The organism is Bacillus sp. MBGLi79 (assembly GCF_002953915.1).
Window position 1 is genome coordinate 543121 of record NZ_CP026521.1, and the last position, 19983, is coordinate 563103.

Consider the following 19983-nt stretch of genomic DNA (forward strand, 5'->3'; position numbering starts at 1 on the left):
GCAAAAGGACAAATGCACCTTCTTTCAAAGCAAAAAGACCAGCGCATTTGTCCTTGTATGTTTCATTTGTTTATTCTTATCAAATCTTGCAGAGCTCTTCTCAGTATAGGGTTATTTCTCTTTTTTCTTCAGCCCGAAAAAGAAAGGAAAAGCAGAACCGACCAAGAAGGTGCCGAATAAAAACATGCCGCCGATAAACACGTGAAAATTCGTGTGTCCGGCTGTAAACGCGGTGATCAAGGAAATGATACTGAACATGATCATGGCCATGCCGGGCGCTATTCTCATTTTCCCTTTGGATTTATAGGCAGCGACAGAACATATAATGCCGATAACAATAGGAACAATCCACAAATAAAACAGAATAAATACTGACATCATCAAAACTCCGATTTTTCTTCTATCATAACAAATTTCTGTCAAAAAGGGTATCAATGAGCTTTTGCCAAAAATAAAAAACCGGCTTTGCAGCCGGTTTTTTTATCGAAACGTATCTACAATTAAAAACACATTCAAAGCGACGATCAATACTGCAATCAGCCAAGACACCACTGTGACCCATTTGGCGTTGATCAGAGATCCCATGATCCGTTTATTGCTTGTAAACAGAATCAGCGGAATGAGGGCAAAGGCGATCCCGAAAGACAGCACGACCTGGCTCAAGACGAGAGCGGTCGTCGGATTTACGCCAGACGCGATGATCAAGATCGGCGGAATGATCGTGATAAACCGCCGTACATACAGCGGGATGCGGTAGTTGATAAATCCTTGCATAATCACGTCGCCTGAAAGTGTGCCGACAGACGAACTGGATAGCCCGGCAACGAGCAGCCCAATTCCGAATAAAGCCGCAGACATAGGGCTGACAAGATGTCCGAATTGCTGAAACGCGACATCAAGGTCCTCAACAAACAGGCCGTTTTTGTAGAATAATGCAGCAGCCACAATCAGCATACTTGCATTAATAGCTCCTGCAATCAGCATCGCTATTAAAATATCAATAAATTCAAATCTGAAGATTTTTTTCCGTTCTGCATCCGTTTTGCCGACCACCCGCCGCTGTGTAAGGGCAGAGTGCAAATAAATGGCGTGCGGCATAACAGTTGCGCCGAGAATACCAGCTGCAAGAAGCACACTGTCAGTGCCATGAAACGCCGGGACAAAGAGGCCCTTCATCACTGACACGGCATCAGGCTTTGCGAAAAAGGTCTGCAGTGCAAAGGCGATCACGACCACAAACAGCATACCGGCAATGCCGGCTTCAAGTGAGCGATAACCGCGGCGCTGAAGCTCCAAGATCGCGAAAGAACCGATCGCCGCTATAATAGACGCTTCAAGCATCGGAATGCCGAACAGCAAATACAGTCCCAGAGCCGCTCCGATAAATTCCGCCAAATCAGTTGCGATAATGACAAGCTCGCCCTGAATCCATAATCCGATCGAGACAGGCTTCGGGAATTCTTCACGGGCAACCTCAGGCAGATTTTTGCCTGTCGCAATCCCAAGTTTGGCGGATAGGGATTGAATTAAAAGCGCCATGATATTGGAAAATAATATCACCCATAAGAGCATATATCCGTATTTAGAACCCGCCGAGATATTCGTTGCGAAGTTGCCGGGATCAATATAGGCGATGGCTGCTATAAATGCAGGGCCAAGAAAAGGGAGCAGCCCTCTGAATCCTCTGATTTTCCCGTCAAGCGCATCTTGGACGGCTTTGGAACGGGGAGATTGTGCTGTGATGTCCTTGTTCATCATGTCTCACCTGAATTCTGTTTGTTTTTGCCGTACAACAAAGAGTTTCCTTAAGGCAAATTATTTTATCTACATCATATGACCATCCCGGTTTCTTGTCAACCGAAAATGTTCAAAATACATTCCTGAATTTTTCCCTGTTATGTAACATGATATGTAGGGATTCGGGATAAGGTCCCATATAAAAAGACATCGTTTCAGTTCGAAACGATGCCTCCTGTATCTAATGAGTCGAGTCTAGGCTTCCTTCCGCAGCCCGCGGAATATAAGGCCCAGCAAGAACACGAAGATGGCTGCCCCGATGATGGCCGGGAAAATAGCAAAGCCGGCGAGGCTCGGTCCCCATGTGCCAAGAAGTCCGTGCCCAATCCAAGCGCCGATCAGCCCGGCAATCATAGAGCCGAAAATTCCTCCCGGCAGCCGGTTTCCTACAATGGCGCTCCCAATTAATCCGATAACAATAGCAACAACTAATGAAACCAAAAAGCTAAGCATCATAATCACCTCTCATAAATGATTTACCAATCAATAACCGCTCCTGATTATTTCGAAACACCTAAAAGCACATCGCTTTATGATCCCGTTTTGATCGTTCTCTGCACACTGCCGTCAGCCAAATGGACAACGACCTCAGTGCCTTTATGCGCAGCGATTTCCTTTGCCCGTTCAATCGCTTCTCTCTTTGTATCCTTGATGTCAGACGCGCGTTGGGCTCCCTCGGCTTTGACTGCCCAGCCGTTTTTATGCTTGATGACATGCTCTGCTTTATCCATGAGTTCTGGGTCTCCGCCGCTGTTGGAACCATCATCGCGTTCTGTCTCGTCATCATGTTTAAGGAAATCATCAATTTCATCTGTAGAGGCGTTTTCCGCCCATTCCTTCGCTTTGCTTGTCGCGATCGGGATCGCACGTCCGTCCTCATAGCCCTCATCAATCATCGCATTCGCAATCTCAATTGCTTTTTTCTTGACCGGCTTCTCAAGGTTTTTTAATGAAGCGGGATAATCCTTCATCGACCATGGCATGTCCCATCACTCCTTTTTCTTTTATAAAAATGGTACCCGCAGGTGAAAAATAAAAACGCATCTGAACAAATGAAGGTATACTATATAGTAGAAAAAACGGAAGGGAAGTGCGGGTTGAGTGACAACAGAACGAAAAGAAGACTTACACCAGCAATTAAAAGAGATAGAAAAATGGGAAAAAGCTCAGCAAAAAGTCTGGTTTTGGGAAAAGCTCGGCCGTCTCCCGTTTCAGCTGCTGGACAAGCTGACACCTGAATTCATTCAGAAAAAGATCGGCAAGCTCTTGGATGAGATCGGCAGCTTTGTTCAAACAGGAGGACAGTACCTGACATCTGAAAAACAGATTATCAGGATGTTTCAAAAGAAACTGCCGGAGGAGATCTTTGAATCGCTGGAGGACGTCCGGAAAGCGCCTCTTCCTGTCATGGATGAAATTGCGGAAGGAATGGGCAAAAACAGAATCAACGCAGCAACCGTTCAAGGCGCGACAACCGGTGTGGGCGGTGTGTTTACACTGGCGGCAGACATTCCGGCAGTGCTTGGCTTATCACTAAAAACATTACAGGATATCGCAGTTGCATACGGCTATGACCCAAAGGAGAAAAAAGAACGCGTCTTCATTGTGAAATGTTTGCAGCTGACGTCGGCTGATGTTGTCGGCAAAAGATCGATTTTGCAAGAATTAAAATACTACGATCAAGACCGTACATATAAGAATGTCGCATCTCAAATCCAAGGCTGGCGAGAAGTCGTTTTAGGTTATCGGGACACGTTTGGCTGGAAAAAGCTTTTCCAGCTGGTGCCGGTCGCCGGAATGGTTTTTGGCGCCGCTGCCAATCGCTCAACATTAAACGACATTACCGAGACAGGCATGATGCTGTACAAAAAGAGGCGCATTCTTGAACGACTGAAAGAAACAGAACGAGAGATGGAATAGCAGAAAGCAGACGGACACCGCGATCCGCCTGCTTTTTTTATTGAAAACACACCCAATGTGTTTTGTTTGTTTAAAAGAATTGATAGCGGGAATACAACAACCAACACCAATTAAAGGAGGAATTCAAAATGGCAGACAATAACAAAATGAGCAGAGAAGAAGCAGGTAGAAAAGGCGGAGAAACAACAAGCAAGAACCATGACAAAGAATTCTATCAAGAGATTGGGAAAAAAGGCGGAGAAGCCACTAGCGAAAATCATGACAAAGAATTCTATCAAGAAATTGGCTAAAAAGGCGGAGAAGCCACAAGCCAAAACCATGACAAAGAGTTCTATCAAGAAATCGGTGAAAAAGGCGGAGAAGCCACTAGCGAAAATCATGATAAAGAATTCTATCAAGAAATCGGCCGTAAAGGCGGAGAGGCTACAAGCAAAAATCATGATAAAGAATTCTACCAAGAAATCGGCTCAAAAGGCGGAAACGCCCGCAACAACGACTAATCAAAAGCATAAAGGCAGACAACCTGTAAATAAAAAGCGATCCGGCACATCAGCTGGATCGCTTTTTATTTCGGGAATTTTCTCAATTTATGCGACAATTGCGATACAATAAGTGAAAAAGGGGTTTTCGCTAATGTCCGAAATGCAAAATTTGCTCGCCATCGCAAACGAAGTCAAAGAAAAACACGCCAATTTTTCAATTTCAGAGGTCAACGACCACTGCGTGCGCCTTGCGGTGTTTACAGGAGAATATGACTGGCACCATCACCCTGACTCAGACGAATTGTTTATTGTTCTTGAAGGTGAGCTGTTGATCGACTTTAAGGACAAAGAAACCGCGGTGCTCAAAGCAAATGACAGCCTCCTTATCCCGAAAGGCACGGTTCACCGCACACGCTCTTACGTCAGAACGGTGAATCTCTGTGTCGAGCATAAACAAGCCAAAACCGTCATCATAGAAGAGTTGCCATGCTGATCAAAAGGATTGTATGTGAAGTAGACACTGCAAATGCTGAAGCATTTGCAAAAGCGCAGTCAGAGTGGGAAGCACTATCACATGTAAATGGCTTCATCAAACAGGCCGGCGGCTGGCGAAAAACGATAGACGGGCCGCTCACCGCAGAAATCATCAGTGTATGGGAAAACAGAGCCGCCTATGATTATTTTATGGAGAACGAACATGACAGCATATACGAGGAAAACGAACAGAAGGCTGTGATTCTTTCGATAGAGGTGACGCTGTACGAAGAGGATAAACCGTTCGTTCACGATTTGTTACATAACCCAGACATCCAATACGAACCAGACTGGACGGTTCTGAAGGCATAATCAAAGCCCAAAACATCAGGTTTTGGGCTTGTGTCTTTACTCGCGTCCCGGAAGTGTATTATGAACAAAAGGCGGTGCTGGTTTTAACTCCGGTTTTTCTCCAAACGTTTTTGCTTCTTTCACATATTCAAAGGCTTCTCCATCAGGCGCTTTTTCATTCAGCCAGTTTTGCTTGGCGCTTTCTTCGCCTTCAGAGAAATTGATAAGCTGATGTGAGAACTCTTGTTTTTCGAGCGCCTTCGGGAATGTGCCCGGCACAACCGGACCTTCCTGTGCTTCTAATTCTTTAATGGCGGCGAGCCATTGATTTTGGTGCATCGTGTCACGCGCCAGCAGGAAGCTGAGCATATCTTTGACGCCTTTGTCATCCGTCATTTCAAACAGGCGCGCGACCTGCAGACGGCCCTGTGATTCCGCATTCAGGTTGGCGCGGAAGTCTGCCAGCAGGTTTCCGCTTGCTACGATATAACCGCCGCTCCAAGGTACGCCTGTACTGCTTTCCGGCATGGCGCCAAGTCCTGATACAATGGCATGGTGAGGGTTCATGCCGCCCAGGATGGAGCCGATGACCGGATCTTCAGCGGCTTTTTCCTGCTGATCAAGAGGGGCGTCCTCAAGAAGTCTGGCGATCATCGTTGCGATTATTTCAACATGCCCGAGCTCCTCGGTTGCCGTATCCATCAGCAAATCCTTGTATTTTTCATTTCCTCTTGTGTTCCAGCCTTGAAATAAGTACTGCATGGCAACTGAAATTTCTCCGAATTGCCCGCCTAAAATTTCTTGCATTTTTTTAGCGAATAATGGATCTGGACGATCTGGTTTAGCAGGATGCTGCAGCATTTTTGTGTGCTTAAACATGTACCCATCTCCTTTTTCATTTATCTCTTTTTATATTTCCGCTCGTTTGAAAGATAAACGAAAACCAGCGTATCGAGATGGGAACTATGAATCTTTTCGCAGCTCCAACAGTTCCTTGATCAGCTTTCGGCCAAAGATTGGCTCGTACTGCCGGTAAACAGGATCAAGACGCTTCATCCATTCTTTTTTCTCTTTATCTGACAGCTCATAAATATGTATAGCAGAATTCTTTTTGATTTCCTCCAGCTGCTCCTTGTTCATTTGTTCGGCATACGTTTCATTCCACTCTGTCGTCTCCTTCATCGCTTCAGTCAAAATGCGTCTTGTTTCTGGTGTTTGCGCCTGCCAGAAGTGCTCATCAGTCATGACAGCGTAGCCGAGGTAACCGTGGCTGCTTATTGTCAAATAGTCCTGAACATTATAAAATTTTTTAGAATAGATGTTTGAGATTGTATTTTCTTCACCATCAACTACATTGTTTTCTAGCAGCTGAAAGGTAGAATTGAAGGATTCCTGATGGGGTATTGCGCCAAGCAGCTTGAACTGATCCTCTATCACATCGCTTTGCATAATGCGCAGGTCCTGCCCTTTTAAATCATCCGGTGTTTTGACCGGCCCTTGATTTGTCGTGATTTGTTTAAAGCCGTTTGTCCAATAGGCCAGTCCTTTTAATTGGTTTTTCTTTAGAGAATCAAACAGCTGTGTGCCGATGCTTCCGTTCAGCCCTTTTTTGGCGGCATTGTAATTTGTAAAAGCATACGGCAGATCCAGCACTCCCCATTCAGGCGAGAGCATGCCGAGCTTCGATGTGGAGGGGGCGATAAATTGAACATCGCCGTTTTGCAATGCTTCGATTTCTTCAATGTCCGAGTACAGGCTTCCATTCGGAAATACTTCAATTTTTATTTTCCCGCCTGATTTTTCGTTCACCAAATCAGCGAATTTATTGGCGGCCAGCCCTTTTGGCGTATTTTCAGCAACCACGTGGCTGAATTTAAAGACGATTTGATCCTGCAAGCCTTCCTGGTCGTCATCATAAACAATCTCTTTATTGCCGGTATGATCATGGAATCCGATAAATAAAGCGGTTGCAATTCCAGCGATCATCAGCGCGAGACATGCAAGCAAACTCTTCATGAAAAGCCCTCCCCTATGTTAAGGATAATGGGGGCAATGACATTCGTAAAGACCTGAAAGGAGAAGCTGATGAACAAAAAGAAGCTCTCAATCCGTTGGAAAATCACGATCTTATCCTATATACTCGTCATTTTCTCCTTTTTGATCGGCGGCATTGTGCTCATCGGCAACATTCAGCATACAGAGGAGCGGGAGCTGAAAAAGCGGCTGATGAATACGGCCCGGACGGTGTCAGAGATGACAGAAGTAAAAGAAGCTTTGGCGCAAAAAAAACGAACAGAAGCGGTTCGCCATGCGGTTGAAGAAATCAGGATGATTAATGAAGCAGACTATATTGTCGTCATGGATATGAATCACATCCGATATACGCATCCTGTCAGCACTAGCATCGGCAAGAAATCAGAGGGAGCAGACGAGGAGGCGGCGTTTGCGGAGCACATTTATTTCTCTGAAGCAAAGGGTGAGATCGGCACGGCGGTTCGCGCTTTTTATCCGGTTAAGGATCACGACCTCAACCAAATTGGCGTTGTGCTTGTCGGAAAAACACTGCCGGGGATTGCTGACATCCTGCTTCATTTAAAGCGTGATATCGCATTCATCGTTGTGCTGACACTCGGCTTCGGGCTTGCGGGTTCCTTTTTGCTTGCCCGTCATATCAAAAAACAAATGTTTCAGCTTGAGCCACATGAGATTGTCCGAATGTATGAAGAGCGGACGGCGACGTTTCACTCAATGAATGAAGGGGTGATCGCCATTGACAACCGTCTCATCATTACGATTTTCAATGAAAAAGCGAAACAGATCTTTGAAGTGCAGGGGGATCTGATCGGCAAGGTGATCTGGGAGGTTCTCAAGGATTCGCGCCTGCCCGAAATCGTGGAGCGAAACAAAGCGGTTTATAATGAAGAAATTCGTGTTAGCGGTAAGGTGATCATGAGCAGCAGAATTCCGATCGTCATGAAGAAAAAAGTGATCGGCGCCGTCGCGATTTTTCAGGACAGAACGGAAGCAGCCAAGATGGCAGAGGAATTGACTGGTGTCAGAAACTTTGTGGAGGCGCTCCGTGTCCAAAATCACGAGCATATGAATAAGCTGCACACGATCGCCGGTCTCATCCAGCTGGGGAAGTCTGAAAAAGCCTTGCAGCTTGCATTCCAGGCATCAACTGAGCAGGAAAATGTGACTGAATTTTTGCACCGCTCGATTCAAAATGACGCTGCGGCCGGCCTTCTATTAAGTAAAATCAGAAGGGGAAGGGAGCTCGGCATTGCTGTTCATATAGATGAAAACAGCAGTCTTCAGCAATTTCCCGAGCATGTTGATCAGCATGATATCGTCGTGCTTTTGGGGAATCTGATTGAAAATGCCTTCGGTTCATTTGAAACCGTTCAATCTGATGACAAACGAATTGACATTAGTATCGAACAAACGGATGATATCCTTGCTATTTTAATAGAAGATAACGGCTGCGGGATTGAACAGGCACATATGCCGCACCTTTATGACAAAGGTTTTACAGTCAATAAAACAGGCGGCACAGGCTATGGCCTGTATTTAGTGAAACAAATCATAGACAAAGGATCGGGCACGATAGAAGTTGATTCACATGCGGGGCAGGGGACATCTTTTTCTATCGTTTTTCCAATGAAGGGGGAGGAAGCACAGCATGGCTCGTAAAGAATGGAAAGTTCTGCTCATTGAAGACGATCCGATGGTTCAAGAGGTCAATAAGGATTTTATTACAACTGTTAAAGGCTTTACTGTCTGTGCAACAGCAGGAAACGGAGAGGAAGGCATTAAGCTGATTAAAGAAGAACAGCCCGATCTCGTCATTCTCGATGTGTACATGCCGAAAAAAGACGGCATCAAGACTTTGCAGGAGATCAGAAAGCAAAAGCTTGAAGTGGATGTCATTGTCGTCTCCGCTGCAAAAGACAAGGAAACGATCTCTCTTATGCTGCAAAACGGGGCGGTTGACTATATCTTAAAGCCGTTTAAGCTTGAGCGAATGAGACAGGCGCTCGAAAAGTACAAGCAATATAAACAAAAAATCGAAGCGAATGATACGCTGTCCCAGGAACAGCTCGATGCGATCCTGAATATTCCGCAGCAGGCCGTACAGGATCTGCCGAAAGGGTTGAATCACTTCACGATGAATGAAGTCACTGCATTTTTGAAACAGCAAACCGCATCCCTTTCTGCGGAAGAGGTCGCCAAGGCGCTCGGCATCGCCAGAGTGACAGCCAGACGATATCTTGATTACTTAGAAAAAACCGGGATCATCAAATTGGACGTTCAATATGGCGGAGTCGGCCGGCCGGTCAACCGCTACGTGTTAAAAGGATAAACCTGTGACCAAAAAGACCAAAATGTCCGTTATGATCATAAACTTCCCCAGACTATATGAAAACGCTATCATTCTAGTAAGAAAGACACAAAGGCGAATAGGACAGGGGGATGAAGGAGATGAAACTGTTTAAAAATTTAACAGTTCAGGTCATAACCGCGGTCATCATCGGGGTCATTGTCGGGCTGGTCTGGCCGGATGTCGGCAAAGAAATGAAACCGCTTGGCGATACATTTATCAACGCTGTTAAAATGGTGATCGCACCAATCATTTTCTTCACAATCGTTCTCGGGATTGCAAAAATGGGCGATATGAAGAAGGTTGGAAAAGTAGGGGGAAAAGCGTTTATCTATTTTGAGGTTGTCACCACCCTCGCACTCATTATCGGTTTATTTGTCGTCAACATCATGAAGCCGGGTGCGGGTCTTGATTACAGCAAGCTTGAAAAGGGAGATGTATCACAATACACGCAAAATGGCGGTCAGGGAATCGACTGGATTGAATTTGTGACACACATTGTTCCGTCCAACATGGTTGATGCCTTCGCAAAAGGGGACATTTTGCAGGTCTTATTCTTTTCTATTCTTTTCGGAGTCGGTCTTGCGGCATTAGGTGAAAAAGGGAAAAGCGTCATTGATTTCTTCGACAAGGTTTCTCACGTCTTTTTCAAAATTATCGGCTACATTATGCGAGCTGCGCCAATCGGGGCATTTGGGGCGATGGCGTATACGATCGGGCACTTCGGTCTCGATTCCATCAAACCGCTGGCAAGCTTAATGATGTCTGTTTATATTACGATGTTCCTGTTCGTATTTGTTGCTTTAAATATCATCTGCAAGCTTTACGGATTCAGCCTGTGGAATTACCTGCGCTTCATTAAAGATGAGCTTCTGATCGTGCTTGGCACAAGCTCTTCCGAATCGGTGCTTCCGCGTATGATGGATAAAATGGAGCGCTACGGCTGTTCCAAATCCGTTGTCGGGCTTGTGATTCCGACGGGCTATTCATTTAACCTCGACGGCACATCCATTTATTTATCAATGGCGACGGTCTTTTTGGCACAGGTGTTTGGAGTAGACCTCAGCATCGGCCAGCAAATTACGATTATCCTCGTGCTGATGCTGACATCGAAGGGAGCGGCAGGTGTGACGGGGAGCGGATTTATCGTCCTTGCCTCAACGCTGTCAGCGCTTCAGGTCATTCCGCTGGAGGGCCTTGCACTCCTGCTTGGTGTCGACCGTTTCATGAGTGAAGGAAGAGCCATTGTGAACCTGATCGGAAACGGAATTGCCACGATCATTGTTGCAAAAAGCGAAAATGAATTTGATGAAGCAAAAAGAGTAGAGGCTGTTGAAGGCATGAAAAAAATGAAAACAGCAGTTTGAAAAAAGAACGGCCCATTCATGGGCCGTTTTTTTAATTGTTTAAGAATTATTAAGGTAAGGACAGAGACCTCAGCATTTTTTTGTTATATAATTTACAAATGGATACTATATTGAATGAAGGACGTTTGTCCTAACAGGAGTGTATAAATGGCCGCTTTAGTTAAATTTTTTCAGCACCCGGGAGTAAGACGTTTCTCCATCTTTGTCGTGTTAACTGGTGTGTTATATCTATTTAAGAGCATGATCAACTTAATATTGCTTACCTTCATTTTCACGTTTTTAATGGATCGTTTGGAGCTTGTCGTGCGGCAGTTTGTAAGCCAGTTCTTCCGCGTAAGCCAGCGGGTTGTCATTACGTTTCTTTACATGCTGCTTGCTGTGCTGCTAACAGTCGGGGGTTTTGTGTTTTATCCGGTCGTCGCCGCGCAGATCCAGCAGCTGGTCAAGCAGATTAAACATATTGCGTATCACCCTGACAGCATCCCTTTCTTTGATGAGATCACCAGTGTTTTCGGAGATATCAACATCAGTTCATATGTCAAAGAGGGCTTCAATGTAGTGTATACGTATCTGGCCGATATCAGCACATTCGGTTTGCAGGTCGTGATGGCGCTTATCCTCAGCATGTTTTTCTTATTTGAGAAAAAACGCCTTTCTGAATTCATGGCGAAATTTAAAACGAGCAAACTGAGGGTCTTTTATGAGGAAATTGCTTTTTTCGGAAGCAAATTTGCCAGAACGTTCGGCAAAGTGCTTGAGGCACAATTTATCATTGCGCTCGTCAATTGTATTCTGACGTTTATCGCGCTTTGGATTATGCACTTCCCGCAGCTGTTTGGGCTGTCTATTATGGTGTTCTTCCTTGGATTGATCCCTGTGGCAGGCGTCGTCATTTCCCTGATTCCGCTCAGCATTATCGCCTACAGCACTGGCGGCGGAATGTATGTGCTTTACATTGTGCTAGTCATATTCGCCATTCATGCGATCGAAACCTATTTCTTAAATCCAAAGCTGATGTCTGCGAAAACAGAGCTGCCAATCTTTTTCACCTTCACAGTACTCATTTTCTCTGAACATTTTTTCGGCATTTGGGGCTTAATTATCGGGATTCCGATCTTTGTATTTCTCCTTGATATTCTTGATGTCACCAACAAGGAGGATCGACCTAAAAGATCCAGAGAAAAAAGTAACAAAAAATAGTTTACAAAATTGGATCTTTTCTGTATAAATAAAATAGATCATATAATAGTAAGCCACACGCTTAATCCTATCATAAGGAGTGGGGGACCCGATCTTTTGGGGTTAATTTTTCATCTGAAAAACGGACATCTCTTCGTCCGAACCCGTCAGCTAACCTCATCAGCGTGAAGAGAGAGTCCTGTGGTTTGATTGTATAGCCAAAGCCCGCGGGAGTCTCTCGCGGGCTTTTTTCAAAAGAGGGAGGAATGCGGATGAAGCTGGCTACAAAGATTATCATTGCATTGGTGCTGGGTGCTGTGACGGGGATTATTCTTAACGTAACATCACCTGAATTATTTGAAAATTTAAATAAGTTTGTATTTGGTCCTCTAGGCACCATCTTTTTAAACCTCATTAAAATGCTTGTCGTTCCGATTGTCTTTTTCTCACTGACGCTGGGAGTAGCCGGGTTGGGCGATCCTAAGAAGCTTGGCAGAATCGGCGTGAAAGCCATTTCTTATTTTCTCATCACGACTGCAGTCGCTATTACGATTGCCATTATTTTAGCTCTTGTCATCAAACCGGGAGAGTTCGGAACGTATGATACTTCATCTGCCGAATTCACTGCTGAAAAAGCCCCAAGCATTGCAGACACTCTGTTAAACATTATTCCGACCAACCCTGTTCAAGCGATGACGGAAGGAAATATGCTGCAAATTATTGCTTTTGCCATTTTTGTCGGACTTGGAATTACAATGCTCGGAAAAAAAGCGGATATGCTTCTTAAAGTCGTTGAACAAGGAAATGAATTGATGATGTACTTGGTGAATCTTGTCATGAAGTTCGCTCCGTATGGTACATTCGGTCTGATTGCGACAGCTATCGGAAGCCAAGGATTCAGTGCAATGAAAGCGATGGGATTGTACATGGTTGTGGTAACCGTTGCATTGCTGATACATGCAGTCGTTACCTACGGATCTACAGTAGCGCTTCTAGCCAGAAGAAATCCGATCACGTTCTTTAAAGATTTCTCAGAGGTTATGGTTGTGGCGTTCAGTACCTCCAGCAGCAATGCAACACTCCCGGTATCTATGGATGTGGCTCAGAAAAAATTAAAAGTGCCTGAGCCAATCAGCAGCTTCGTCCAGCCGCTCGGTGCGACAATTAATATGGACGGAACAGCCATCATGCAAGGGGTAGCCACTGTCTTCATCGCGCAGGTGTTCGGGCATGATCTGACATTTACGCAGCTGCTGATGGTAATACTGACGGCTGTGCTGGCAAGTGTCGGAACCGCTGGTGTTCCGGGAGTCGGTTTGATTATGCTAGCCATGGTGCTTCAATCTGTCGGCCTGCCTGTCGAGGGAATCGGATTGATTCTTGGAATTGACCGCTTGCTTGATATGCTCCGTACAGTGGTGAACACAACAGGTGACGCGGCCTGCGCTGTCATCATTACAGAAACCGAAAAGAATAAGCAGACTGAGCAAGCGCCGACTCTATCGGTTTAACCAAACATTTGGAAGCAACAAATGCTATAATACAAACAGTGCCTAATTTTGGGCACTGTTTATTTTTGGTTGAAAAAGGAGGAAGGCTTTATGGCTGAGCCGATTTTACATATTGAAGGCCTCGATAAAAAGATTGGGTCTAAAGCGATTTTAAAACAGATCAGCATGGACGTCATGGAGGGTGAAATCATCGGTCTGCTCGGTCCGAATGGTTCCGGAAAAACAACACTTATCCGTATCATCGTCGGGCTGCTAAAACAAAACAGCGGAAGCGTGACAATCAGCGGATTCCAGCATGATACAGAGTTTGAAAAAGCGATGGAAGCGGTTGGAGCGATCGTCGAGAACCCTGAGTTCTATCCGTACCTGACAGGCTGGGAAAACCTCAAGCACTTTGCGAATATGCACAGGAAAATAACGGATGAACGGCTTGATGAAGTGGTGGAACGTGTCGGGCTGACGTCAGCCATTCATGATAAAGTGAAAACCTATTCTCTTGGAATGCGGCAGCGTCTGGGAATAGCTCAGGCAATTCTTCACCGGCCGAAGCTTCTCATTCTAGATGAACCGACAAACGGCCTCGATCCTGCGGGGATGAAGGATTTTCGCGATCATATTAAGGAGCTCGCAGAAGTGGAAGGAACAGCAGTTCTGTTCGCCACTCATTTATTGCGCGAGGTTGAAGATCTGTGCGACCGTGTCATCATCATTCAAAAGGGTGAGATCAAAGCGGAAGTCAGCTTACAAGGAACTGGTCAAACCACAGAAAAAGCGATTATAGAAGTGCAGCCGCAAGAAAAAGCGCTCAATTGGCTGACAGGCAATCAATATCAAGCTGAGCGCCAAGCTGGGACGATTGTAGTTGAGGTAGCAAAAGAAAACATTCCGGAGCTGAACCGATTACTTGTCGGACAAGGTCTGAATGTATTCTCCATTACGCCTTACACGCAATCACTGGAAGACGAATTTATAAAAGCGACGACTGCTCATCAAGAGGAGGGAGAAGAGCTTGTCTAAATTAATTTGGAATGAACATATGAAACTTTTTAATCGGAAAGTCACTTTGGTTTCTCTGATCCTGATGGCTGTCTTCCAATTCTTCATGGCATTGATCATTAAACGGATTGTCGTCAGTGCCGGGACAGATGAAAACTTCATCGGCTATTTATCGTATACACCGAGCCTGAACATTTTGCTGCAGGCTTTAACGATCGTGATTGCTGCGACAATTATTTCGATGGAATTTGATAAAAAGACGATCAAATTTTTGCTCATTCGTCCGGTTAAACGCCAAAAGGTTTTTTGGTCAAAATTAATCACAGTCGTAATGGTCAGCTTTTATTTGTATGTGGCTTACTACATTTTGGCTTTATTATTCGGTCTCGTGTTTTTTGGCACATCCGTGACCTCGGAATCACAGACATTGCTGGTCAACACCTTGGCGCTGATCGGATCAAACTGGCTTGAAGCCGTGATGATGGGATTATTCGGACTGCTTTGTTCTTCGCTGTTCCGAAATAGCGCGGTAGCAGTTGTTGTTTCCTTTGTCGTTTTATACGGAGCGAGTACACTTGTTCAGCTCATGAAGTTGTTTGAAAACAAGTGGGGAAGCTTTTTGCTTTTTGCGAACACTGACTTTACACAATACAGAAGCGGAGAGACAGCGTTGTTTTCAGGCATGACGCCATTGTTTTCAATTGGGATTCTCATCATACACGCGATATTCTTCATCGTCGTTGGCTGGTGGTGCTTCTGTAAACGGGATGTTCGGGTCTGAAGGCAAGGAATGACATTTTTGTGAAAAAGCTCACGTAAATCAATATCATTTGATATTTTGGTTTATACTAAAGGTACTGACGGAGGTGTCTCGATTGAGGAACTTTATTACCGCTTTACCGATCGTATTGCTGCTTGGATTCTCATTTGTGTCATTCATGTTTCAGTTTGAACATCTTGTTTATTTCAGGCTCGCGCTAGGGTTGTTTTCTCTCGTGGGGCTGTACATGATATATAAAATGAAGACGGGCATTCGCTATTTTATCATCTATCTGTATGCCAGCTGGATTGTGTTGGCTGCAGTGACCGCTTTTGAAGAGCCGATTTTCTCAAGCTTTTTCTTTGGCGGCCTGGTGATGACAATGGGTTACCTGACATATATGCTGATTTATCTCGGCATGAAACAAGACCGGGATGCAAATCCTGTGTAATCGCGCTGTTCCCTAGGGGAACGGCGTGTTTTTCTATACTGGACAAAAAGATTAACAGTTGCGGAAAAATGGCAGGAAATCTATAATACATATTAAATTTATCGGAATTAAAACTTGGGGGGCTGCCGGATGTCATTATTTATACAAAACGATCAACAGCGGCAATGGATGGAGAAAATCGGACGGATTGCGGATGAATTCCAGCAAACAGCTGCTGAAGATGACGAACAGGGACGTTTTCCTGTGGAGAAAATACAAAAACTGCGTGATGCTGGCTATACGGCATTAACATTGCCAGCTTCTCATGGCGGAGGGGGCATTTCTGTTTACGAAATGCTCTTGTTTCAAGAACGGCTTGCACGGGGAGATGCTCCTGCGGCTCTTAGCATCGGCTGGCATTTGAGCGTAATCGGGGAGCTTGGAGAAGGAAACAGCTGGGATGAAGACGTATTTGCATTTGTTGCCAAGGAAGTCCAAAACGGAGCCGTCATTAACAGGGCGGCGACTGAAGCGAAAACCGGAAGCCCGACGAGAGGAGGGCGTCCGGGTACAAATGCCGTCAAAAAGGATGGCAAATGGGCAGTGAATGGAAGAAAAACCTTTACGACGATGTCACAAGCACTGGATTATTTTTTAGTAACCGCATGGATTGAAGACAAACAAACAACAGGCGTGTTTCTCATTCATAAAGATGATCCCGGTTTGTCGATTGAAGAAACGTGGGATATGATGGCGATGCGGGCGACAGGGAGCCATGATCTTGTACTGAACGAAGTCATGCTTGAAGAGAATAAGCTGGTTGAATTGCTTCAAGGGCCTCGTGGAGCTAAGCCGAATGGCTGGCTGCTTCACATTCCGGCGATTTATCTTGGTGTGGCACAAGCTGCGCGTGACTATGCAGTGCAATTTGCCTCTGAGTATTCTCCAAACAGTTTGAAGGGACCGATCAAGAATGTCCCGGCCGTACAGCAAAGAACGGGCGAAATGGAGCTTGAACTGCTTAATGCCAGACACTTTCTTTTCCATATCGCTCAATTATATGACGATCCGGAACGGCGTCCACATTTGACAAGCGAGCTCGGTGCAGCGAAACATATCGTCACAAACGCTGCGTTGTCTGTTGTTGATAAAGCGATGAGAATTGTCGGAGCCAAAAGCCTTGAACGAACCAACCCGCTTCAGCGCTATTACCGTGATGTACGCGCCGGTCTCCATAACCCGCCGATGGATGACGCCGTGATACACACCCTGGCAGCAGAAGCGTTTGAGTCATAAAAAAAAGAGCCTTTCCGGCTCTTTTTATGTATTGTTTTGCTCTTGCAGATTTTTTTGATGCTTGCGGTCGATCCTGTCATAAATAACATTCATCAGCTTTGGATTGCCCATAATCGCCTCTTTGTTTTCCTGGATCAGCTGTTGGTAAGTTTTTATTTTACGCTTCGGCATGCTCCGGCGCCCTCCTGACATGTTTGTATTCACTTTCTAACTCCGTCAGCGACAATTCATACAGATGACGCTTTGACTTTTTGTATATACCATTCTGTATTAACAGATGAATGAGCTGTTTTTTTCTGATTTCTGCAGACTGAGGTGTCATTGTGTCACCAACCTCCAATCAAACGATATTGATAATCATTATCAATTAACTTTAGTATACAATGTCCGCAATAGCCTGTAAAGGTGAAAACAGTCCTATTCTTTGCCAATTTACAAACATTCAACAAATCGACAAAAAGTTTCCCGGGCAATATTTGCTGTCGAAATGTCCCGCTTCATTGAACGCAGTTCTGCTATTTTTCATGTTTTGAACCATACTATGTAATAGAATGGAGGCTGGTATACAATGGAGCGGACAGAAAATCTGAAAAAGGGAGAAAAAGGGGCGCTCCTCAATATTTTTGCATATGTCATCCTTGCTGTTGTGAAGCTAGTCATTGGGATTCTCTATCATTCTGAAGCGCTGAGAGCAGACGGGTTAAATAATGGAACAGATATTGTTGCGTCCTTAGCGGTGTTCATAGGATTGCGGATTTCCCAAAGGCCGGCTGACAGCGATCATCCATACGGCCATTATCGGGCTGAAACAATTTCGTCTCTTATTGCGTCTTTTATTATGATGGCAGTCGGCATTGAAGTGTTAATCGGCGGAGGAAAAGCGATTGCGGGTGGCACAACGGAAACGCCAAATCTTATCGCGGCATGGACGGCGTTAGCCAGTGCTATGTTTATGTATGGCATCTATGTATATAACAAAAGGCTGGCAGCGTCCATTAAAAGCTCTGCCCTGATGGCAGCGGCAAAGGACAGCAGGTCAGACGCTTTTGTAAGTGCCGGCGCGTTTATCGGTGTTTTTTCGTCCCAGCTGCAGCTGCCGTGGATTGATCCGGTAACGGCTTTTATCATCGGCATCATCATTTGCAAAACGGCGTGGGATATCTTTAAAGACGCTTCACATTCTTTAACAGACGGCTTCCATTTAAAAGATCTTGAGCCTTACAGACAAACCGTCGCGAGGATCGGAAATGTGCATCGCTTAAAGGATGTGAAAGCGAGGTATTTAGGCAGCACAGTTCATATCGAAATGGTCATTACGGTTGATCCGAAGCTTACAGTAGAAGAAGGTCATGGAGTGGCTGATGAAGTAGAAGACAAAATAAAACATGAACACGATGTCACTCATGTTCATGTTCATGTAGAGCCCGACGACATAAAATAAGGCTGTTTAACGAATTAGCTTATATGTTCAGATAAAAATTCAGTCACTTCTTCAGGCGTTTTGGCATTGGCGCTGTGAAGATGAGCTGTTTTTTCACCGTTTTTGAAGATAAGCAGGCTGGGAATGCCCATCACTTGGTATTTTTCAGCCAAGTCAGGAAGCTCGTCCTTATTCAGCTCATACCAGTCGTTTTGATTATATTCTTCCAAAATATCGCCGATGAACATATTCATGCGTGTGCAGTCTGGGCACCAATCAGCATAAAACTTTACAATGATTTCTTTATCAGATTGAATCAGTTCATTAAATTGTTCGTTCGTTGTGATTTTTTTCATATGTCACATCTCCTTTTCAATGCCATTTTAATATAAAATAAAAAGGAATTACATACAAATGCATTCAACATCAGCATGCCCAAAAATAATTAGATCATTTTCTTGTGAAAGTGATAAGATAGTAAAGATGAATTGTAGTGGGGGGAGTATCCATTGAAAACAAGTCTAGGATTAGTGTACGGAGGAAAGTCGGCAGAACATAATGTTTCCCTGCAGACAGCTCTGGCTGTAATCAAAGCGCTAAATACTGAGAAGTTTGATATACATCCGATTTATATAACAGAAAAAGGCGAATGGGTAAGAGGCGCCCGTTTAACTGAGCCTGTTTCAAACGTGAAAATGCTTCAATTTGAGCAAGGAGGCAGTGCTTTTTCTCCAGCTGCCCTGAACCAGGAGATGTTTCCGCAGGAAGCGTCACAGCAAAATGAAGCAATCGACGTCGTATTCCCGCTCCTCCACGGACCGAACGGAGAAGACGGTACGATCCAAGGGATGCTAGAGCTCTTGAACATTCCTTATGTCGGCAACGGAGTGCTTGCTTCCTCAGCTGGCATGGATAAAGTCGTTATGAAACATTTATTCGCGCAGGCCGGCCTTGCTCAAGCTAAATACGCAGCTTTCCTTAAGAAGGAATGGACTCATTCTCCGGAAGAATGCTGTGAGCAGGTTGAACAGGAACTAGGCTACCCTTGCTTCGTAAAACCGGCAAACCTTGGTTCAAGTGTCGGAATCAGCAAATGCCGAAACCGTGAAGAACTGCAAAAAGCGTTTGAGCTTGCTTTCCAATATGACCGCAAAGTCGTCGTCGAAGAAGGCATTAACGGCCGCGAGATTGAAATCGGCGTTCTTGGAAATGACGATCCTAAATGCTCTGTTGTGGGAGAAATCGCACCGAAGACGGATTTCTACGATTACAAAGCGAAATATGAGGATGGAGATACTGATCTGATGATTCCGGCGATTGTCACCGAAGAGGAATACGCAACAATCAGTGATATGGCGATCAAAGCGTTTAAAGCGATCGATGGCTCAGGACTCGTCAGAGCGGACTTTTTCCTGACAGCTGACGGCGAAGTTCTGATCAATGAAGTCAACACAATGCCTGGCTTTACGCCTTTCAGCATGTTCCCGCTGCTCTGGAAAGAAGCCGGAGTGGAATACGCTGACCTGATTGAACAGCTTGTGGAGCTTGCAAAAGAACGCCACGCTGAAAAACAATTGATCAAGCATACATTCTAATGAAGAAGGACACTGCCGGTAAAA

General features: G+C 45.0%; 23 protein-coding genes, 1 pseudogene and 1 riboswitch. Of the genes and pseudogenes, 15 read left to right on the top strand and 9 right to left on the bottom strand.

What is annotated here, in order from left to right:
• Positions 1–111: 111 nt before the first annotated feature.
• The 4 genes from C1T29_RS02795 to C1T29_RS02810 all read right to left on the bottom strand — a co-directional run bounded on the left by C1T29_RS02795 (position 112) and on the right by C1T29_RS02810 (position 2780).
• Positions 112–378, bottom strand: a complete 267-nt coding sequence (locus tag C1T29_RS02795; RefSeq protein WP_040084133.1) for a hypothetical protein — start codon at positions 376–378, stop codon at positions 112–114.
• Positions 379–480: 102 nt separating this feature from the next.
• Positions 481–1758 carry an Nramp family divalent metal transporter gene (locus C1T29_RS02800; RefSeq protein WP_071581013.1) on the bottom strand — a complete coding sequence of 426 codons (1278 nt, stop codon included), beginning with the start codon at positions 1756–1758 and terminating at the stop codon, positions 481–483.
• A 234-nt stretch (positions 1759–1992) separates the two neighbouring features.
• Entirely contained in the window at positions 1993–2250 is a 258-nt protein-coding gene (locus C1T29_RS02805; RefSeq protein ID WP_003246519.1) for a GlsB/YeaQ/YmgE family stress response membrane protein, read from the bottom strand.
• A gap of 77 nt (positions 2251–2327) precedes the next feature.
• Positions 2328–2780: a DUF2188 domain-containing protein gene (locus tag C1T29_RS02810; RefSeq protein WP_103749772.1), complete on the bottom strand. Its 453-nt coding sequence runs from the start codon at positions 2778–2780 to the stop codon at positions 2328–2330.
• Between the two features lie 118 nt (positions 2781–2898).
• On the opposite strand from C1T29_RS02810, the gene C1T29_RS02815 reads away from it, so the two are divergent.
• From C1T29_RS02815 to C1T29_RS02830, 4 genes and pseudogenes are all read left to right on the top strand, one after another.
• Complete coding sequence (locus C1T29_RS02815) at positions 2899–3717, top strand: EcsC family protein (protein ID WP_103749771.1); 819 nt, start codon at positions 2899–2901, stop codon at positions 3715–3717.
• A gap of 128 nt (positions 3718–3845) precedes the next feature.
• Positions 3846–4217: pseudogene (gsiB, locus tag C1T29_RS02820) on the top strand (glucose starvation-inducible protein GsiB).
• A gap of 133 nt (positions 4218–4350) precedes the next feature.
• A complete protein-coding gene (locus C1T29_RS02825) occupies positions 4351–4692 on the top strand; it encodes a cupin domain-containing protein (RefSeq protein ID WP_069839905.1) in 342 nt (113 codons plus the stop codon).
• On the top strand, positions 4686–5045 hold the full coding sequence (locus C1T29_RS02830; protein ID WP_095432098.1) for a YdbC family protein: 360 nt from the start codon (positions 4686–4688) through the stop codon (positions 5043–5045). The genes C1T29_RS02825 and C1T29_RS02830 overlap by 7 nt, the downstream gene beginning before the upstream one ends.
• Positions 5046–5081: 36 nt before the next feature.
• Here C1T29_RS02830 and C1T29_RS02835 read toward each other — a convergent pair whose 3' ends face one another.
• Together C1T29_RS02835 and dctB are read right to left on the bottom strand one after the other, a co-directional pair.
• Positions 5082–5903, bottom strand: a complete 822-nt coding sequence (locus C1T29_RS02835; protein ID WP_103749770.1) for a manganese catalase — start codon at positions 5901–5903, stop codon at positions 5082–5084.
• A gap of 84 nt (positions 5904–5987) precedes the next feature.
• Positions 5988–7040 carry a C4-dicarboxylate TRAP transporter substrate-binding protein DctB gene (gene dctB, locus C1T29_RS02840; protein ID WP_103749769.1) on the bottom strand — a complete coding sequence of 351 codons (1053 nt, stop codon included), beginning with the start codon at positions 7038–7040 and terminating at the stop codon, positions 5988–5990.
• A gap of 69 nt (positions 7041–7109) precedes the next feature.
• Between dctB and dctS the strand changes: the two genes are divergently transcribed.
• The 9 genes from dctS (at position 7110) to C1T29_RS02885 (ending at position 16944) form a co-directional block, all read left to right on the top strand.
• The gene (gene dctS, locus C1T29_RS02845; RefSeq protein WP_071581008.1) at positions 7110–8717 is read left to right on the top strand and encodes a two-component system sensor histidine kinase DctS; all 1608 of its coding nucleotides are present in this window, start codon (positions 7110–7112) and stop codon (positions 8715–8717) included.
• The gene (gene dctR / locus C1T29_RS02850; protein ID WP_069148986.1) at positions 8707–9387 is read left to right on the top strand and encodes a two-component system response regulator DctR; all 681 of its coding nucleotides are present in this window, start codon (positions 8707–8709) and stop codon (positions 9385–9387) included. The genes dctS and dctR overlap by 11 nt, the downstream gene beginning before the upstream one ends.
• Positions 9388–9506: 119 nt before the next feature.
• Complete coding sequence (gene dctP / locus C1T29_RS02855; protein ID WP_095432095.1) at positions 9507–10772, top strand: C4-dicarboxylate transporter DctP; 1266 nt, start codon at positions 9507–9509, stop codon at positions 10770–10772.
• Between the two features lie 147 nt (positions 10773–10919).
• Positions 10920–11972: an AI-2E family transporter gene (locus tag C1T29_RS02860; RefSeq protein WP_014662839.1), complete on the top strand. Its 1053-nt coding sequence runs from the start codon at positions 10920–10922 to the stop codon at positions 11970–11972.
• A gap of 48 nt (positions 11973–12020) precedes the next feature.
• Positions 12021–12151: riboswitch (cyclic di-AMP (ydaO/yuaA leader) on the top strand.
• 72 nt (positions 12152–12223) lie between these two features.
• The gene (locus C1T29_RS02865; RefSeq protein ID WP_041521244.1) at positions 12224–13462 is read left to right on the top strand and encodes a dicarboxylate/amino acid:cation symporter; all 1239 of its coding nucleotides are present in this window, start codon (positions 12224–12226) and stop codon (positions 13460–13462) included.
• Positions 13463–13552: 90 nt separating this feature from the next.
• On the top strand, positions 13553–14479 hold the full coding sequence (locus C1T29_RS02870; protein WP_103749768.1) for an ABC transporter ATP-binding protein: 927 nt from the start codon (positions 13553–13555) through the stop codon (positions 14477–14479).
• Positions 14472–15239 (top strand): DUF2705 family protein, encoded by a 768-nt coding sequence (locus C1T29_RS02875; RefSeq protein ID WP_069839911.1) that lies wholly within the window; start codon positions 14472–14474, stop codon positions 15237–15239. The genes C1T29_RS02870 and C1T29_RS02875 overlap by 8 nt, the downstream gene beginning before the upstream one ends.
• Positions 15240–15333: 94 nt before the next feature.
• The gene (locus C1T29_RS02880; RefSeq protein WP_003225151.1) at positions 15334–15669 is read left to right on the top strand and encodes a hypothetical protein; all 336 of its coding nucleotides are present in this window, start codon (positions 15334–15336) and stop codon (positions 15667–15669) included.
• A gap of 129 nt (positions 15670–15798) precedes the next feature.
• Positions 15799–16944, top strand: a complete 1146-nt coding sequence (locus C1T29_RS02885; protein ID WP_069148989.1) for an acyl-CoA dehydrogenase family protein — start codon at positions 15799–15801, stop codon at positions 16942–16944.
• Positions 16945–16968: 24 nt separating this feature from the next.
• On the opposite strand, the gene fbpB is transcribed toward C1T29_RS02885, so the two are convergent.
• Positions 16969–17148 (bottom strand): Fur-regulated basic protein FbpB, encoded by a 180-nt coding sequence (gene fbpB / locus C1T29_RS02890; RefSeq protein ID WP_080478162.1) that lies wholly within the window; start codon positions 17146–17148, stop codon positions 16969–16971.
• Complete coding sequence (locus C1T29_RS02895; protein ID WP_003225157.1) at positions 17102–17266, bottom strand: Fur-regulated basic protein FbpA; 165 nt, start codon at positions 17264–17266, stop codon at positions 17102–17104. The genes fbpB and C1T29_RS02895 overlap by 47 nt, the downstream gene beginning before the upstream one ends.
• Before the next feature lie 246 nt (positions 17267–17512).
• On the opposite strand from C1T29_RS02895, the gene C1T29_RS02900 reads away from it, so the two are divergent.
• Positions 17513–18385 carry a cation diffusion facilitator family transporter gene (locus tag C1T29_RS02900; RefSeq protein WP_103749767.1) on the top strand — a complete coding sequence of 291 codons (873 nt, stop codon included), beginning with the start codon at positions 17513–17515 and terminating at the stop codon, positions 18383–18385.
• Between the two features lie 14 nt (positions 18386–18399).
• Here the strand turns inward: C1T29_RS02900 and C1T29_RS02905 are convergent, their stop codons facing one another.
• Entirely contained in the window at positions 18400–18720 is a 321-nt protein-coding gene (locus C1T29_RS02905; RefSeq protein WP_003234326.1) for a thioredoxin family protein, read from the bottom strand.
• Positions 18721–18873: 153 nt separating this feature from the next.
• Here C1T29_RS02905 and C1T29_RS02910 point away from each other — a divergent pair, with 153 nt between their 5' ends.
• Entirely contained in the window at positions 18874–19959 is a 1086-nt protein-coding gene (locus C1T29_RS02910; RefSeq protein WP_103749766.1) for a D-alanine--D-alanine ligase, read from the top strand.
• Positions 19960–19983: the final 24 nt, after the last annotated feature.

Coding starts and splice junctions, on each gene's coding strand:
- dctS (WP_071581008.1), top strand. CDS start 7,110: ATGAACAAAAAGAAGCTCTCAATCCGTTGGAAAATCACGATCTTATCC.
- C1T29_RS02895 (WP_003225157.1), bottom strand. CDS start 17,266: ATGACACCTCAGTCTGCAGAAATCAGAAAAAAACAGCTCATTCATCTG.
- C1T29_RS02885 (WP_069148989.1), top strand. CDS start 15,799: ATGTCATTATTTATACAAAACGATCAACAGCGGCAATGGATGGAGAAA.
- C1T29_RS02800 (WP_071581013.1), bottom strand. CDS start 1,758: ATGATGAACAAGGACATCACAGCACAATCTCCCCGTTCCAAAGCCGTC.
- C1T29_RS02865 (WP_041521244.1), top strand. CDS start 12,224: ATGAAGCTGGCTACAAAGATTATCATTGCATTGGTGCTGGGTGCTGTG.
- C1T29_RS02905 (WP_003234326.1), bottom strand. CDS start 18,720: ATGAAAAAAATCACAACGAACGAACAATTTAATGAACTGATTCAATCT.
- C1T29_RS02795 (WP_040084133.1), bottom strand. CDS start 378: ATGTCAGTATTTATTCTGTTTTATTTGTGGATTGTTCCTATTGTTATC.
- C1T29_RS02810 (WP_103749772.1), bottom strand. CDS start 2,780: ATGCCATGGTCGATGAAGGATTATCCCGCTTCATTAAAAAACCTTGAG.
- C1T29_RS02835 (WP_103749770.1), bottom strand. CDS start 5,903: ATGTTTAAGCACACAAAAATGCTGCAGCATCCTGCTAAACCAGATCGT.
- C1T29_RS02825 (WP_069839905.1), top strand. CDS start 4,351: ATGTCCGAAATGCAAAATTTGCTCGCCATCGCAAACGAAGTCAAAGAA.
- C1T29_RS02805 (WP_003246519.1), bottom strand. CDS start 2,250: ATGCTTAGCTTTTTGGTTTCATTAGTTGTTGCTATTGTTATCGGATTA.
- C1T29_RS02900 (WP_103749767.1), top strand. CDS start 17,513: ATGGAGCGGACAGAAAATCTGAAAAAGGGAGAAAAAGGGGCGCTCCTC.
- dctR (WP_069148986.1), top strand. CDS start 8,707: ATGGCTCGTAAAGAATGGAAAGTTCTGCTCATTGAAGACGATCCGATG.
- C1T29_RS02860 (WP_014662839.1), top strand. CDS start 10,920: ATGGCCGCTTTAGTTAAATTTTTTCAGCACCCGGGAGTAAGACGTTTC.
- dctB (WP_103749769.1), bottom strand. CDS start 7,040: ATGAAGAGTTTGCTTGCATGTCTCGCGCTGATGATCGCTGGAATTGCA.
- C1T29_RS02870 (WP_103749768.1), top strand. CDS start 13,553: ATGGCTGAGCCGATTTTACATATTGAAGGCCTCGATAAAAAGATTGGG.
- dctP (WP_095432095.1), top strand. CDS start 9,507: ATGAAACTGTTTAAAAATTTAACAGTTCAGGTCATAACCGCGGTCATC.
- C1T29_RS02830 (WP_095432098.1), top strand. CDS start 4,686: ATGCTGATCAAAAGGATTGTATGTGAAGTAGACACTGCAAATGCTGAA.